The organism is Microcystis sp. M49636_WE2, assembly GCF_030065375.1.
Lineage (GTDB): Bacteria > Cyanobacteriota > Cyanobacteriia > Cyanobacteriales > Microcystaceae > Microcystis > Microcystis aeruginosa_C.
This window is the reverse complement of record NZ_JASJFG010000939.1, coordinates 1-14,206: the sequence shown is the minus strand read 5'-3', so window position 1 is coordinate 14,206 and position 14,206 is coordinate 1. Positions and strand designations below refer to the sequence as shown.

Annotated in this window: 13 protein-coding genes and 1 pseudogene; all 14 read left to right on the top strand. The window is 38.1% G+C overall.

Annotation, left to right across the window (positions count from 1 at the left end; genetic code table 11):
• On the top strand, positions 1-112 hold a 112-nt coding region (locus tag PX484_RS21635; RefSeq protein WP_036400142.1), incomplete at its 5' end, for a transposase.
• Positions 113-521: 409 nt separating this feature from the next.
• Positions 522-1,868 (top strand): glycoside hydrolase family 10-like protein, encoded by a 1,347-nt coding sequence (locus PX484_RS21630; RefSeq protein WP_287766653.1) that lies wholly within the window; start codon positions 522-524, stop codon positions 1,866-1,868.
• A 45-nt stretch (positions 1,869-1,913) separates the two neighbouring features.
• Entirely contained in the window at positions 1,914-2,525 is a 612-nt protein-coding gene (locus PX484_RS21625; protein ID WP_287766651.1) for a hypothetical protein, read from the top strand.
• Between the two features lie 196 nt (positions 2,526-2,721).
• Entirely contained in the window at positions 2,722-3,480 is a 759-nt protein-coding gene (locus tag PX484_RS21620) for an N-acetylmuramoyl-L-alanine amidase (protein ID WP_287766649.1), read from the top strand.
• 55 nt (positions 3,481-3,535) lie between these two features.
• Positions 3,536-5,116 (top strand): glucosaminidase domain-containing protein, encoded by a 1,581-nt coding sequence (locus PX484_RS21615; RefSeq protein ID WP_288105446.1) that lies wholly within the window; start codon positions 3,536-3,538, stop codon positions 5,114-5,116.
• Positions 5,117-5,165: 49 nt separating this feature from the next.
• Positions 5,166-6,068, top strand: a complete 903-nt coding sequence (locus PX484_RS21610; protein ID WP_287766646.1) for an N-acetylmuramoyl-L-alanine amidase — start codon at positions 5,166-5,168, stop codon at positions 6,066-6,068.
• A gap of 27 nt (positions 6,069-6,095) precedes the next feature.
• Positions 6,096-6,911 (top strand): LysM peptidoglycan-binding domain-containing protein, encoded by an 816-nt coding sequence (locus PX484_RS21605; RefSeq protein WP_287766645.1) that lies wholly within the window; start codon positions 6,096-6,098, stop codon positions 6,909-6,911.
• Between the two features lie 168 nt (positions 6,912-7,079).
• On the top strand, positions 7,080-7,961 hold the full coding sequence (locus tag PX484_RS21600; RefSeq protein WP_288105443.1) for a hypothetical protein: 882 nt from the start codon (positions 7,080-7,082) through the stop codon (positions 7,959-7,961).
• Positions 7,962-7,970: 9 nt separating this feature from the next.
• Positions 7,971-8,813: a 3D domain-containing protein gene (locus tag PX484_RS21595; protein WP_287709766.1), complete on the top strand. Its 843-nt coding sequence runs from the start codon at positions 7,971-7,973 to the stop codon at positions 8,811-8,813.
• Between the two features lie 41 nt (positions 8,814-8,854).
• Entirely contained in the window at positions 8,855-9,652 is a 798-nt protein-coding gene (locus PX484_RS21590) for a DUF2272 domain-containing protein (protein WP_002802714.1), read from the top strand.
• Positions 9,653-9,694: 42 nt separating this feature from the next.
• The gene (locus PX484_RS21585) at positions 9,695-11,182 is read left to right on the top strand and encodes a hypothetical protein (RefSeq protein WP_287709765.1); all 1,488 of its coding nucleotides are present in this window, start codon (positions 9,695-9,697) and stop codon (positions 11,180-11,182) included.
• A 58-nt stretch (positions 11,183-11,240) separates the two neighbouring features.
• Positions 11,241-11,459: a hypothetical protein gene (locus tag PX484_RS21580; protein WP_287709764.1), complete on the top strand. Its 219-nt coding sequence runs from the start codon at positions 11,241-11,243 to the stop codon at positions 11,457-11,459.
• Between the two features lie 260 nt (positions 11,460-11,719).
• The gene (locus tag PX484_RS21575) at positions 11,720-12,700 is read left to right on the top strand and encodes a DUF3616 domain-containing protein (protein WP_287709763.1); all 981 of its coding nucleotides are present in this window, start codon (positions 11,720-11,722) and stop codon (positions 12,698-12,700) included.
• A 393-nt stretch (positions 12,701-13,093) separates the two neighbouring features.
• Positions 13,094-14,206: pseudogene (locus tag PX484_RS21570) on the top strand (ATP-dependent helicase); the annotation flags it as partial.

Here is a 14,206-nt window from a genome sequence, read left to right as displayed (position 1 = left end):
AGTTGAAGGAATTAATAATAAACTGAAGGTGATTAAAAGGAGAGGCTATGGATTTAGAAACTTTAAAAACTTTAGTCTTAGATGTTTATTAAATTGGCATTTTGCTAGTTGATTTTACATGGTAAGTTCGGAAGAACCAGTATTTTTTTTGTTTATCTATGGTTATCATAGGGCAAGTTAAATTGTTCCCAAATTATTTCCCTAACTAACCAATCTTTGATCCCAAACCCTTTTGCCTTGACCTTAGGTCAATAGGAGGAACCATCGGCTCTTGGTTTGCCTGTTTAAGTGTTGCTTTCAAGCTAGGTAAACAGTTGAGTAGTGTTAACTGTTCAGCAATAGTTGGGGTCGGTTATTGACTATATTTTGCCGTGAGCAAATTCTGAGAATTAATCAGAACTAAGTGCGCTTGAGAACGTGGAGTTATTCCCTGTTCCTGCTGCCTTTTGTCTGTCTTCCGAACCCGTCGCTGCTGCGGATTTGAGGTTCATTTATCCTTTGTCTGAGAGAGAGTAAAAAATATGCTGCACATTCATATTCTTCAGGATACGTTTTTCAAGTCTTCCACAGCTTTTTCTGAAACCCTCAATAGTGGGCAAAAATTCTTAATCAAAGCGGGAACTAAATTACCAATTAAATCTTATTTTCGCCAAAATAATCATTATTCTGTCAAGTTAGCCGCAGAACAAGGTTCAGTGGGTAAAGCGGGATTTTTCTTTGATGATCATGTACAAGTAGAAGAAATACGGGGCGTTTGGCTCACCAATGTTGACAGTGATATTCTCAAGTCTAAAGATAACTTAAAAGCTGGGTTGGAAAAACTTAAAAATTTAGGATTTAATACTCTTTATCTAGTAGTTTGGAACAAAGGCTATGTGTTTTTTCAATCACAAATTGCTGATAATGTCTTCACTGCTGATGAAGAAACCCTCAAAAAAGTCAACCTTGAAAAAGAGTTAGTCGGTAGAGATCTACTAGCAGAAATCATTGAGATTAATCAGACAGAAAAGTATAACTTTCGGATTATTGCTTGGTTTGAATATGGTTTAATGGTTCCCCCAGCTGCTCCCTTAGTTGCCCAAAAACCAGATTGGTTTATGCTTACTCATCAACAGAAAAATACCGTTGATGGTGATGGAAATTGCCGCTTAAATCCCGCTCATCCTGAAGTTAAAGATTTTTGGGTTAGTCTTATTCGTGAAGTGGTTAAAAACTATGAAATTGATGGTATTCAATTAGATGATCACTTCGCTATTCATCACGCAAAACTCTTGCCTAATGGTACTAAAAATTTTGATTTTAGTATGGGTTTTGACTCCTTTACCATCAAACTTTTTCAAGAGGAAACTGGTTCAGTTAGTCCCTTAAGTAATCCCCAATTAGCGAAATTTAAAGATTGGCGCAAGGAGAAGTTAACTCAGTTAGTGCGATTGATTTTTAAAACCATTAAAGCGGAAAAAGACGATTGTATTTTCTCCATTTCTCCCAATCCTTTAGGATTTTCGATCAATCATGCTTTAGCTGATTGGGAAGCATGGGAAAAGGAAGGATTAATTGAAGAACTGGCATTGCAAACTTATCGTGGAGATGTCCAGAGTTTTGAGAGAGAAATCGATAAATCAGAGGTAAAAGCAGCGCGGGAGCATATTCCCACCGTCATCGGTATTCTCACAGGTTTAAAACCCAGTGATAGACGAGTAAATTTCCAATTAATTCAAGCACAAACTCAGGAGACTCGTGAGCGAGATTTTGCTGGTTTTGCCTATTTTTTCTATAGTAGTTTATTAGACCATATTCCCACCACAGAAACCGTGGCTGACAGGGATAAGAAATTTGCTCAAATTCTTGCTACCGATCAATTTGTTTAATTTATTCTTTGAGATTCAAAATTATCCATAAAAGGAGCTAAATTCATGACTCAATCTTCTCTTTCCTTGCATAGCATGGCTACAAAAACTGAAAAATTTTTGCTAAATAATCCCTTCTGGTTTTTGCTATTTCTAGTCGGATTGGTGGCTTTTCTACTGCTTGCTAATATTGCCATTTTTCCCTCATTAACTCTGAGAGGAGATATCGCCCTAGATAAAATTTTCATTGGCACAATTGCTATTGTTGCGGTGGTGGAACGTAGCGTAGAATTATTTATTGCTGCTTGGCGTAATCCTCAGAAAGAGGTTTTAGAACAAGAGATTAGTCTTTTGAAAAATATTGCCCCTCGAACGGAGGAACAAGAAGCACAATTAATCTCAAAACAAAAAGAGTTACTCCAGTACATAACTCTAACCAAAAAATATGCTCTCCTCTTAAGTCTTGTCTTTGGTTTTATGGCAAGTTTTACAGGGATTCGTATTTTAGAACCTTTGGTAAATATGACGACAACAAAACCTGAGCAAATCGCTACATTCTATAAATTAGATTTAGTTTTGTCAGCCTTGGGTATTGCCACAGGAACTAAGCTATTTCATGGTTTACCCGCTTTAGTCTCTGATACGCTAAAAGCTACAAGGAGTCAAGTTAATGGTTAAGAAAAATAATTGATTGTAATGCTATTCTAAAGCTTAATTTAGAATAGCATTATTGCTGCCAAACTTTCTAGTAAAAATTGCTATGGAACAATAGTAAATTTTTGTAAAAATATGATTTTTATTAGTTCAATTGAGGTAGAGTATATTCAGAGGAATTGATCAATAAATAAACATTAAATAAACTGGAGGTATACAGATGAAATTTGGGATTGATATGGGTCATAATTGCCCACCTCATGACATTGGCGCATCGGGAGTTAGACAGGAAGATGTTGTTATTAAAGAGGTGGGTACTCGCCTAATTGCTAAATTAGCCGCAGCGGGTCATTCAGTAATTAACTGCACCCCGACCAGTGCAGTTAGTGTTAATGATTCTTTGCAAAAAAGAGCTAATAAAGCTAATAGTAATAACGTTGATATTTTTGTTTCTATTCACTTTAATGCCTTTCAACCCACCACCAAGGCAACGGGATCGGAGGTTTATGGTACCAGTCAAACTTCTCAAGCGATCGCTAAATCAGTTTTGACGGAAATTGTCAAGCTAGGATTTAAAAATAGAGGAGTAAAAAATACCCGTTTTTCTGTGTTGGTAAATACTTCAATGCCGGCGATTTCAATTGAATGTTGCTTTGTGGATTCCCAAGCAGACATGGATCTTTTTGATGCAGAAAAGATGGCAGAAGCGATTAAAGTTGGTTTAATTGGGGATGCTGATGACAACTCCACACCAGAGCCAGCTACCCTAAGAATTACTCAAAAAACTGTTCTTAAACCCTCCACAGAACAATCCTCTGAATTAGAGGCAAGTACTTTAGTTGAGATTGAACCGGGAGATTATGCGGTGTTGGATGTGCGCTTGGAAGAAAGACATTTTTGGGTGAAATGGCCTGATAAAAGTCAGGCTAATCGAGATGAACATTTCATTTTTGAGGAATTTGCCAAGATCGTGCAATAGACAGAAATTTATCGATTTATTTCTCAAAATAAAGGGAAATATATCAGCAAAATAATTGATTTTATACCGCTTACAGGAGACAGCAGTGGCTTTACTAGATGACTTAGTTCAACAATATGCTCAAGCTGATTTGTCCATAATTTTTCGAGAAGTTGACGCTACCGATAATCGGCAAGTTAACTTAACTGCAATTCCTCCCGATCATTTTAGTCATTTAAAAGAAGTTTCTCTCGCTCAATGGCTATTAGAGTCCGCCAGAGCCACCAGTAAACTAGCCGAGGAACAGAAAAACTTCGCCGGTTTAAAATGGCGCAAGGAAATGACTCCTTTTGCTACTCCTAAATCGATTAAAGTACCTTCTGAACCGGAAGCGATGGACTTTTGCTTATTCACGGATATTGACAAATTTCTGCGAGGTTATTGGAAATTTTTAACCCGTGAACCCTATAAAGGATTAGAAGAAAATACTCAAACTCCTGAAAACTTTATCGGTTTTATTCAAAGCAAAGGCTTTGCTGCCGATACAAGTTATATCAGCAAAGTGTTAAAACTTGTTCCCGAAGCGAGGACTTTACTAGCAAAAGCCAACGGAATTGTTATTCCACCACCCCCCGATACCTTACAAGTAACCAGTTTTCCCAAGGAAGTGGAAGTGGGACAAAGTTTTCGGATTGAAGGAACCGCAGCTGCTGCCGACAAAGGCAAAAAATTGACCGTTTTAATTGATAATCAATTCCCCCTAGATGATATTGAAATAGAAGAAGGAGGAGAATGGAAAGCCGAATTTGTCTTCTTACAAGCAGGCGATCGCATTGTTAAAATAGCCATTGATAATCAAAGTGTAGAAATCAAAATCAAGGCTTCTCCACCGAAGGCAACAGGTGCAGTTACCCTGAATTTAACGGGAAGTGTCGGATTAGGAGGAATCAACCGAACAGCCGATAAGATTGCGGTCAAACAGCGATTACATTCCCTCGGCTATACTTTTGTCGGTGATCCCAACAGTGCAGCCTTGAATACAGGTTTCATTCTTGCTATTAAATTATTTCAATCGATTATTGCAGGGAGAGAAACTCTAGGTGGAGATGGACGAATAGATGTGGACAATACCACTCAGAAATGGTTAGAAGCGGCCAATGCACCCCGTTGGCAAACCATGCCCGATAGTAATCCTTCTATTAGCTTAATTAATCATGAGAAAAATCAAACCAATGATGATCATGATTTTGGAACAAGTTGGTTAGCAGATGCCATCTTAGAAATTGCTGCTGACTATCATAATACATTCCGAGTTTCTAATCCTAGTAGTGCCGCTTTTTCTATTAATGATGTTAGTAAACCCACAGGAGGAGACACCCCCCAACACGCAGGCCACGAAACGGGTTTAATGTGTGATGTAAGGCTTCCGCGCACGGATGGACAACATGGCGGAATGACTTGGGAAAGTGACAATTTTGACCGAACCGCAGCACGCGCTCTGACTAAAGCCATGCGACGACAAAAACTGGTTAGTCAAGTGTTTTTTAATGATGCGACCCTGAAAGATGAAACTTTTTTGGGACAAAAACTATGCAATTTTGCTCCTGGTCATGATAACCACATTCACTTTGCTATTCGCCCTCCCGTGAGAGCTTAGTTTAATTGATTAAATAACCAGATAATTCAATAATTGAGAGGTAAAAACTATGGGAATTGTACCGACAGCACGGATGCCTAACTGTTCGATGAAAAGAATCATTATTCACTGGACGGCAGGGGGACATAAAGCATCTAGCAACGATAAATCTCATTATCATATTTCAATCGAAGATGATGGTAAGTTAGTGCGAGGAACTCACTCAATTAAAGATAATGTTTCCACCGCAGATAATGTTTATGCGGCTCATACGGCACTGTTTGGTACGGGTTCAATCGGAGTTAGCGTCTGTTGTATGAGTGGTGCGGTGGAAAAACCATTTAAAGCAGGAAGTTTTCCGATGACACAAACCCAATGGGAAACCATGGCGCAGGTAGTAGCAGAACTATGTGATTTTTACGATATTGAAGTAACAGCTAAAACCGTTTTAGGTCATGGAGAAGTAGAACGTGAGTTTCCTAATAAACCCCAACGCGGAAAATGGGATCCAATGGTTTTACCCTGGGATACATCTTTAAGTAAAAGACAGGTGGGAGATCAATTTAGAACCCTAGTCAAAACCAAATTAACGGGCGTTTCTGGTTTAGTGGAAACTCCGGCTAGTATCACAGCAGTTGTTCAAGGAAAACCCTTCCGAGAAGCGCAGATATTTAATGAAAAAAGTATCGTCAAGATTCGTCCTTTGCTAGATACTTTTAATTGGCAAATTATTACTGCCAATGATCAAGAAGTGATGGAATTAAAATTTGCTGATGGAGAAGAAGCAAAATCCTTAGGATTTTTGCTGATTGAACACAGCAATAAACCGATGGATATTACCGATGGAACTAGCCAACAAGAAATCATCAAGAAAATTGAACAATTCGGCTTTGTGAAAATAGTAGATTTGGCACAAGCACTAAATCTTTCTGTAACTTGGGATGGCACAACTCGGACAGTAACAATTGAGTAAAGATCGATAACATCAGGAGATGATTTTATGCAAACCTACACGATTAAATCGGGAGATACCCTCAGAGGAATTGCTTTAAAATTTTATGGTGATGCTTCAAAGTTTGTGGTAATTCAAGAAGCCAACGATATTGCCAATCCTAATCAAATTTCCGTGGGACAAGTTTTAGAAATTCCCGATCTTGCCGATGACAATGACAATAATCCCCTAGAAAATTTTCATCGGGCTTTTCCTAATAGTGTGCGCTGGCGATTGGCAGAAGATGGAGTGGAAATTGAAGGTAGCGGCATTGAGCGAACCAGTGGTCAACCGGCGACTGCTACTAAAATTTGGAATAATTTTTCTGATGAAATTAATCAATGGTCAAAACATTTTAATGTGCCAGCAGTAATTATTATTGCCACCATTGCCACAGAATCGAACGGAAAAGCAGACGCTATCCGCAAAGAACCGGGTTATGTATCTGATTCTATCACCCCTCATTTGATCAGTGTTGGCCTAATGCAAACATTAATTTCTACGGCCAGAGGTACATTACATAATTCAACCATCGATCGAGATGACTTAAAAAATGCCAGTATTTCTATTAAAGCAGGAACGTCATTTATTGCCGATCAACGCTTGAAAACTTTGTTAGATCCGCCCAAAGTTGCCTGTGCCCACAATGCTGGTTCTCCACCCGAAAACAAAAATTCCAACAACCGTTGGCGAATGCGTCAATTTCCCACCGGTACTTCCGCACACTGCGATCGCTTTATTAAATTCTTTAACGATGCAGTCTTTGTTTTGCAAGGAACCACCACACCTGTTAGCGTCGGCTATCAACAATTTTATCTAGCTTGATTTCCTTGGCTTTCTTGGGGTTCTGATCATCAATTCAGTTTGCAGCCCTCAAGCATCAATTTTAGTCAGTCATGTCCAGTTATCTAGTTAGAAGAAATTTGTCTTTCTATTTATTTCAAGATTTCAAGGAGTGGTAAAGCTGTGTTATTCAAGATTTTTCAGCGATTCATGATCTTTGGATTTACTTTAGTAATAATCTTATTTTTTCAAGCAAAAATCCAAGCTCAAACCGTTTGTCAAATAGTACCGACTTCTCAGATTTCTTCTATCGATCAGGCTAAATGTTTATTGCGTCAACCCAAGATTTTTGGGAATGTAGGACCAACTTTAACCAGTTTACCTGCTCCGTTCGATCAACTCTTAACTAGACCCACCATCGATATCAGTAAAGAGCAATTAAGACGATATCTACAAGCTCAAGGAATTAACGAAGCAAACATTGGCGGTTCATTAGATAACCCTGTCTCACGAACCAATAATAATAATCCCAGTGCAGAATTGGCTCGTTATTTTATTATTCATGATACCAGTACCCCTAATTTTGTAAATGATCCCTTTCCCAATAATATTAATGAAGCTAGTTGGAGGTTTAACAACTTCAATCAATATGGTAGTGGCGACAATTCTCCCGCCCATATCATTATTAATCGAGTGGGAGATTCCGTCACTCGTAAGGATTTTAATATCCCTTGGCGTTCTACAAAACGAGAATCGGATCAATTTTGTGGGGTGAATAAATGTAAGGGTTTATTCTTAGCAGTTGAATTAGTTCAACCTAGAAGATGTCAACCAAATGCTGGTCAAATACAGTGTTCTCCACCCAGAAAAAATGATGCTAAATCGCCCGATCCCGGGTTTACCAAAGCCCAATTAGATCGCCTAGCAGTTGTTTATGTTGCGGCCAGTGTACGGCGCGGAAAATGGTTAATTCCTGCTTTTCATGTTGTTCTTGATCAAATCGTACAGGGTGGACATGATGACCCCCAGAATTTTAACCTAGACCAGTGGTCAAAACAACTCAATGACATTTTAACTGAAATTCGTTCTTAGGAGTTAATTATGAACAAATATTTGCAACGCTTACTATTAATTATCGCAGGGATTTATCTAGTTATTATGAGCAGCTTTGTCTCTCCTGCATTTGCACAATTTAGCTATACTTCCCCTACTCAAAAGGATAAATTTGTTCCTGTCCTAATTGCCCTAACTGAATCTCAAATTATCTTTGATTTTCCTGAACCGACAGAAGGTGTTAAAGATAAAAAATTGACCCTATTTTCTACTTTCTACTTTGTTCATCAAGCTCAAGTGAGTAGTGCGACCGATGCCATTGCCTTAAAAAATTCCAGTGGTACTTCTTTAGGCGTTAAACTGTCTAAAAAAGACTGGTGTACTGCCGCTTTAGAAGGCACTGTACAAGTTAAAACGGATAGCAATACCCTTAAAACCTTTAACTTTGCCACAACCGGAACAACCGCTCAAACCAATTGTAAACCCTTTTTTCCGAGCTTAAAAGAGGCCATTATCCGAGCCATGAATCGCTCTTTATTTGCCCCAGCTAAAGGATCTTTTGGAGATGGTTCAGGAGACTTTATCTTAGTTCCTTATCGTACCATTGCTGTTGATAAAACCGTGATCCCTTTAGGAACAGTTATTTATATTCCTGATGCAAGAGGAAAAGAAGTCATTTTGCCTTCGGGAAAAAAAGTGAAGCATGATGGTTATTTCTTTGCGGCGGATGTGGGGAGTGCAATTAAAGGAAATAAGATTGATACTTTTTTGGGAATTACTAATAAAAATCCCTTCTCCCATGTTAAGAGTGATCCTAGCAAAACCTTCACTGCCTTTGTGATTACTGATACCCGGATTAAAAGTGCTTTAAATACACTGCACAAATCCTAATCGTTCAATCGTTCTTTATTTTCTCAAGGAGACTTTATATCATGGCTGACAAAACCCTAAAAGCTTTAGTGAATACCGTCATCAAGGCTTTACCTCAAGATAGCAGTACCTTAACAGATTCCCAAAAATTTCCCTTAGCAAAAGGGGATACCCTAGCCATCAAACAATATCGATCCGCTCCTAATAATCACTGGGAAATTCAATTAGAAACGCCTCGTGATGGTATGACTACTTGGTTTGCTTTTATTTCTCATGTCGAAATTTTTGTCGATCAAAATTTTAAGCAAAACTTAGTTAATATTGCTACTCAAGAATGGGAATTTTTTAAAAAAGGGAAAAGAAAAGAACGAGAAGATGGGTTTTGGCAACGCATTGTTACCTATTGGAAAGAAGCTCTAAATCGTAACGATATTGACACTCGTTTTGATGTGGGTAACGTACCTTGGTCAGCAGCATTTATTTCTTGGATCATGACAAAAGCAGGTGCGGCCGATAAATTTAAGCGAGATGCGAGTCATTCAGTTTATATTCGAGATAGTGTTAAAAAACGCAAAGATCAAGTCATTAATGCTCCTTTTGTGGCTTTTAAAATTGATGAAGTAACTCCAGAAATTGGTGATTTAGTTTGCGCTCCTCGTCAATCAGGAGTTACTTATGATACCACTGACAATTATATTTCTCATTGTGATTTGGTAGTAGCAAAAAGAACGAATGAAATTGATATTATTGGAGGAAATGTCAGCGATTCAGTTACCCAAAAGACCCTAAAACTTGATACCAATGGTAAAGTAAAGGACACTACTCGACCTTGGTTTGTTGTCATTAAGAATTTGCTTTAATACTTTTCCTATCCTTTCCTAATCTCTTTCAAGGACAAAACTATGGCAACTTTACAAGACATTGTTAACGATAACAAAACTCTGACCCGTTCCCAGCTAAAAGCGGATCAAGGGTTAGTAAGAGAAATTCAAACTAAACTCGCTAACCTAGGATTATATCCCGGTGGACAATGGATTGATGGTGATTTAGGCACTGGAGATACTTTTACTTGGCGAGGACTCAAAGAATTTTGTCAAGCCTTGGATTTATCTGGACTTCCTTCTGACACAGTGGCAATGAATCCCAATATTGCTACTAATTTACTTGACACAAAACAGCTACCTTTTATCTTAGATCAAGCCAAAGATACTAAATTTATACTTAACAAATTAACCACCATCCAAGATAATTCAATCGCACCGGTCAATATTGGGGTAACTCAGTCATTCGTCGCTAGAACACTGCGGAATTCGCCTTTTGCGATGGAAGTGGACGACTATCCTGAACACTTAAAACAGAAACCAGACGGGACTAATTTAGTTTCCTACGGAACTAATTTTACTCTCGTAGGATCAGGGAAAACTATTACTTTTAGCGATTATCCCCAACGGAAAAACTTACCCAATATTGACACAAATGGCTTAAATTTTCTGGCCAGTAACATCTCTCATGCCTGTGTATGTGTGGGAAGTTTTGGCGATGGCAGCAGTCCAATCAAAACCCATTGGTTAGGGAAAGATGCCTTTAATCCAGAACAATTACTCAGTGCCACTAAATTCATTGGAGTTCTTAACGCAATTGAACAAATTAATGGGAAATTCCCTACAGTTGATGTTGATAATTGTGTGATTGAACCAGCTAATTCTCCCAAACCTAAATTTTTTGATCTGGTGGTTGATATGGTTTCCTATAGAAAAGATGCTGATGGTTCTCTGGGACGCTCGAATCAAATTGGAGCCTTGTTTAAACGCTTTACTAAACGAGAGGATTTGGAAGCTTGGCTAAAAGCTCAAACGGGAAATACCAGTTGTAAATTTACTGGGGGATATTTTAATCCTTCTCTGATTCAAGATCCAATTATCAAAGATTTAAGTAGCAGTGCTACCGTCTTAAGATCACCAGTAGATAATACCACAGGAACAAATGATGTATCGACTTATGATTTAGTGCGTTTAATTACGATGTTAGGATGGCATCTACATTTAACTACTAATACTCGTTTTATCGGCAGTCAATGGAATAGTTTAGAAACCGTTGTTCGTGCTATGGGAACCGATGCAGCACGATATATTGATGTTGCTTTAGAAACTTTAGGTGTGATAAATGTGATTAGTCAACCTGTGGTAATTTCTAAAGTTGGCTTCGGTCCTAGTTCCTTTGCTTATGTAGCTTTCGTCAAATTTGTTGATAATCGTGTGCAACCAGCTAAACTGAGAACTTTCTCCTTAGCTCTTCGTACTCCCAACGGTTCCGACAGGGAAAGAGATACCAATTTAGCCGCCGCTGTCACCGAAATTGTCCGCCGCATTTTAACCGAAGAATTGGCTTAATTTGCTTTGGTCATAACTAAAAACAAAAACTTGTAAAATCAATAGTGAGGTCTTAAAAATGAACCTAGGAACCCTTCTCGAAATTATTGTTCCTCTAATCTTTATCTACTTAGCTTCCAGCCTTATTGTCTGCGAATTACAGGAACAATTGGCCGCCTTATTAGAATTTCGGGCTAGAAATTTAAAAAAAGCTCTGGAAATATTCTTGGGGAAAAATACGGTGGAATCTTTGTACAATAATGACTCTTTATTATCAAGTTTCAATCAATATACTTAAAAGAACAAAATGACTGGTTATAAGCTGTCTTTAGCTGGCTAATGAGAGGAGTAGCCGTGGCGATGAGTGCGTCTTTTTGGTTTGATGTTTTAGGGAAGTTTGTCAATGTGCGTAATACTGGTAAACCCATTACCGATTTTTAATCAATCCTCAAACCAGTCCTTTCTCAGATTATTTCTAGTAATTTCTTGTCTTTTTGTCTTTTATTGCCTATAATTTTCTTAATCCTCACTTTTCTGGTTAACAAGGAGAATACAATCATGCAACCTCTCAAATTTTCTATTATCCAAGAAATCAAACATCAAGGAATTTGTGATGCTTCTGCAGCCACTGCTTTAGGAGAAAATAAATTTGTTGTTGGTAATGATGAGGCGGATCCAGAATTAGGTAATATTCTCTGGATTTATTCCTCTCAAGAGTCGGGAAAAGCACTGGAAACAATTGACATTAATAGTTGGCTGAAAAAAAATCCTAAAAATAAAGAAATCGACTTGGAGGGGGTAACTGTGCTAAATGACATAATCTATTGGATTACTTCCCATGGCCGCAATAAAAATGCTGAACGAAAACTCCCTCGTCATCAATTTTTTGCTAGTAAAATTACCGATGACGGCTCTAGTATAGTTCAAGTGGGTGAGTCTTATACTCAGTTAGTCTTGCGCGATATTATCGAAGACTCTCAATTGGCTAAAATATTTGATTTCAAAACAGCAGAAACCAAAGCTCCCAAAGCTAAAGGTGGATTAAATATTGAAGGTTTAACGGCAACTCCAGACGGAAATATCTTAATCGGTTTTCGTAATCCTATACCAAACGATAAAGCTCTTTTATTAACTCTAAAAAATCCTCAAAGTTTAGTTATTAATTCCACCAATGCTCGGGCTGAATTTGGTGATCCTATCTTGTTAGATTTGGGAGGATTAGGAATTCGTAGCATTGAATTTTGGCCAGCTTTAGAAGTATATTTAATTATTGCTGGAGAATTTCATGGAGGCGATCAATTTGTTTTCTATACTTGGTCAGGAAAAAAAGAAGATGCCCCAGAAAAGATAGAATCACTGCAATTCCCTGACGGGTTTCGTCCAGAAGCTTTGTTGTTTTATCCCCATTTCCAAGATCGCTTTCAGATTTTAAGCGATGATGGTACAATCGAGCGAGTTGGTAATACTCCCTGTAAAGATATTATCGATAAAAATAATTCCGAAAAATATTTCCGCAGTATTTGGGTAAAAGTTAATTAATACCAATTCTCACCCATAAAAACTACAGATCGAATTATCGAATTTAAGTTCCCCTTTTTAAGGGAGACGAAGGTAGGGAGATCAAACTCTTGTAGCCAGATTTTGGAGAATTGATATAATTAGACATCCCTCTTAGTGGAACCTCAACAAAACCTAGAATAAAAATAGCTTTCAAACCATGTAGGGATAAGCTTTAAGCTCAAAAAAACCATTGATCACGTCTTCTCAATGGTTTTTTATCCTAGAAGCTCTATTAACCTTTTTCTCTTGTCCAGAGGACTTCTGGGTTCGCAAAGGGACAAAAAAGTGTGGAGAACTCTCCCATAATCGCTACAATTTTTCTAGAGGCTAAGTATTGCCCTCATTTAAGTTCTTTTGTACTTATTAAAAACGATGAAAATTCTTCACGGTACTTGGATTCCTCAATCAACGGATGAATTTATTCAGAAGGGTAGCTTTTATCTTTGGGGAGAAACTAGCACCCCGAAAAAGAGTCGCACCACTGCTGATAATTATCATCCTTTTCAGTTAAGCAAAGAAGAATTAACTAGCTTTCTCACCGGAGAGTTAGGAATAGTTCAATCGAATTATAATCCTCTTAGTCGGCAATTTGCCCCCCGCTACTTTCTTTTACCTAGTCACGACAATCAACCTTTACCCTCCTTAGAATTACTGCGTTATCTAGAAAAAGAGCCCCCAGAAAATAGCCAATGGCAATCTTGGCAAATTGATTGTTATCCCCTTAATCCCGTCCTTAAACTGCTCAATGATCTGCACTTTATCTGTCTTTACAAATCCTCAGAGATTCAGTTAGGTGCAGATCTACTTTTTTGGTATCACTACAGTCAAGCTTTTAAAGAAATAATTCTCAAAGATAACTATATTCCTGCTTTTAAATATCGAGAATTAGCCACAAAGAACAAGAAAAACGCTAACTTTGCCATCTATCCTCTCTGGGAAATTATATCAGCAACCTACGAAACCAATCTCGATCGCTATCTCGAATATCTTCCCCGCATTTGTCTTGCTGGTGCTGAAAATCCCCATGCTTCACCACAATTATACGATCCCAAAACCCTACTGCGGCACTTCTCCGAATGTCTCCTCAATGAAATTGTCACTAATACGGCAATTCCTGCCAGTTTTGACAAAAAAATTGGCGAGACAATTATAGGTGACTGCCTCTCTGTGACTAAAGCTGCTGGATTTCTGCAAACTGCCGCTGCCTTAGAAAAATATCAACAGTGGCAAACTTGGAGACAGCAATTACTAGGAGACCAAAATATATCTAGTTTTAGCCTTGGTTTTAAACTAACGGAAGCACCAGAAGATAATATTGAACAGTGGCAAATTACCTTTATCCTTATCTCTAAACAAGACCCCTCCCTGCGATTAGAATTAGACGAATATTGGTATGCAGTCCCCGAAATTATAACAAGCATACAAGCGCATTTTGGTCAAGATTTAGATAAAAATATTTTACTAAGTTTGGGTTATGCTGCCCGT